Origin of the sequence: Pseudomonas agronomica, assembly GCF_025917275.1 — a bacterium.
Taxonomy (GTDB): Bacteria; Pseudomonadota; Gammaproteobacteria; order Pseudomonadales; family Pseudomonadaceae; genus Aquipseudomonas; species Aquipseudomonas agronomica.
In genome coordinates this window covers 1-2210 of the sequence record NZ_JAOSHO010000677.1, presented here as the reverse complement: position 1 = coordinate 2210, position 2210 = coordinate 1, and the positions used below count along the sequence as shown (strand labels likewise).

The window sequence follows — 2210 nt, the reverse complement described above, 5'->3', positions numbered from 1 at the left end:
TTGGTTTTGTGGCGGGACTGAAATCACACCCGAAACGCATTGATCAGTTGCTTGAGCTGCACCACCTGGGCGGACAATTCGCGGCTGGCGTCTTCGGTCTGGTGGGCGCCTTCGGCGGTGCGTTCGCCGGCGCGGTTGATCTCGACGATGTTCTGGTCGATGTCATGGGCCACGGCAGTCTGTTGCTCCACCGCAGCGGCGATCTGCTGGTTCTGGTCAACGATCATGCCGACGGCGCCAAGAATGTTTTCCAACGCCTGCTGCACCTTTTCCGACTGTCCCACCGTGCCGCTGGCCATCTCATGACTGGTGCCCATCGCCTTGACGGCGGCACCTACGCCGCCGTGCAGGCGGCTGATCATCGCTTCGATTTCTTCGGTCGATTGCTGGGTCCGCTTGGCCAGGGTTCGCACCTCGTCGGCCACCACGGCGAACCCGCGCCCTTGCTCGCCGGCCCGGGCAGCTTCGATAGCGGCGTTGAGGGCCAGCAGGTTGGTCTGCTCGGCGATGCTCTTGATCACATCCAGGACGCGGCTGATGGCCTGGCTGTCGCTCGCCAGTTGGTTGATCACCTGCACTGACTGGTCGATTTCACTGGCCAGCCGCGCAATGCTGCCCTGCTGGGACTCCACCAATCCCCGCCCGCTGAGGGTTTCGTCGTTCACGCTGTGGGCGCTGCTGACCGCCGCCGCAGCGCTGCGGGCGACTTCCTGGGCCGTGGCGGACATCTGGTTCATCGCCGTGGCGACCAGCTCGATCTGGCTGCGCTGGCCGGCCACGGCCTGGTTGCTCTGGGCCGAGACCGATTCCACCTGCCCCGCCTGGCGCTCGACCTCGGCAACGGTGTGGCCAACTTGTTCGATCAAGTCATGGATCTTCGCCACCGTGCCGTTGAACACCTCACCCAACTCACCCAACTCGTCCTTGCTGCGGGCCACGAAGTTGACCGTCATGTCCCCCGCCGCGACCTTGTCCATCATCGCGCCCAAATGTTTGAGCGTAGTGCGCGTCGAGGCGTAGAAGCCGGCGTACAGATAAAAAATCAGCAGGAACACCGCGGCCAGCGCCACGGCTTGCAGCACCATGTGGCTGCGGTTCTGCTCCAGGCGGTGCTGCAGTTGCACATCGAGAAAACCCAGCGTCGCCTCGTTCAACCGATAGGTCTGCCCCATCAAGCCGCTGACCTGGTCAAAGAATGCCGGCCATGGCGCATCAAGGGTGTCCGCCATGACAACCTGGTTTTCAATCAGCTCGGCAGCCTGCTTGAGGGTGCTCTTGCTGCCTGCGGCCTCGTTGGCGAGCGCTTGTCCGACCGCCTTGCTCGAGTCCAGGGCATCCTGCAGTTTCAGCTCATATTCGCCCTGGAGTTTCTCGATCTGCACCAGTAGTTCATCGAACCGGGTGCTCGACGCGGAATTGAGAAAGCCCAACCCCAATGACGAGGCCCCCAAGGCACGGCCCTCACCCAGGATTTGCGTGACCCTGGGCGTTACGCCGACGATCAGCTCGCTCAGTTGGCGGATGTCGCCCTGGTTGTCACGGCTCAGGCCCGCCTGACTGGCGATGACCTGGCCGAATATCTGCGCATTGTTGAGCAGACTGCCGATCAATGCGCTTTTGCTTTGCAGGGAGCTTTCGGCCTGCTGGGCCTTGAACGCGTTGATCATCTCGTCGCGCTTGGCATCGAAGGTGCTGACATGCTCAGGCTCCATGGCCATGGCCGTCATGCTTTGCAACCGGGCGAGCATCTTTTGCTCAAGCGCGGTTACCTTCGCTTCCAAGTCGCCGGCCTTGCCGGATTGACCCAGACTGGCATTGATCTGCACCAGGTTGTTCAACGTCTCCAAGTCCCGGCGCAGCGCCAGGCTGCTGCCCAGCAGATCAAGGCTTTGCAGCTCCACTTGCGTGCCCTGGAATTCCCGGTAGGCATCGCGCACCAGAAAGAAGTTGGTCACCAGCATCGGCAGCAGGAACAGGACGCTGATCAGGCTGAACTTCATGCCGAAGCTCAGGCGGTTCATCAGGGCGACGGCGGGCCAGAGCAAACGCTTCACAAGGAAGTCTCCCGAATAGTTTTTATTTTATGGGACCGGCACGCGAAAGCAGCAGAAAGCCACTATGCCGGCGCTGCCTCTGTATAGCTTAAAACGACAGGGAGATTTGTAACTTAAGGTTAACGCCGTAGAAGCTGTGTAGGCGCTGTGTAGGCG

Annotated in this window: 1 protein-coding gene and 1 pseudogene; both read right to left on the bottom strand. The window is 61.4% G+C overall.

Features of this window, described 5'->3' with window-relative positions:
- Positions 1-23 precede the first annotated feature (23 nt).
- A complete protein-coding gene (locus OC610_RS29815; protein ID WP_408636651.1) occupies positions 24-728 on the bottom strand; it encodes a methyl-accepting chemotaxis protein in 705 nt (234 codons plus the stop codon).
- 153 nt (positions 729-881) lie between these two features.
- Positions 882-1085, bottom strand: a pseudogene (locus tag OC610_RS29810) (HAMP domain-containing protein); the annotation flags it as partial.
- Positions 1086-2210: the final 1125 nt, after the last annotated feature.

Excerpts from the sequence above, each read along its gene's own strand:
- OC610_RS29815 (WP_408636651.1), bottom strand. The coding sequence starts at position 728 with ATGTCCGCCACGGCCCAGGAAGTCGCCCGCAGCGCTGCGGCGGCGGTC.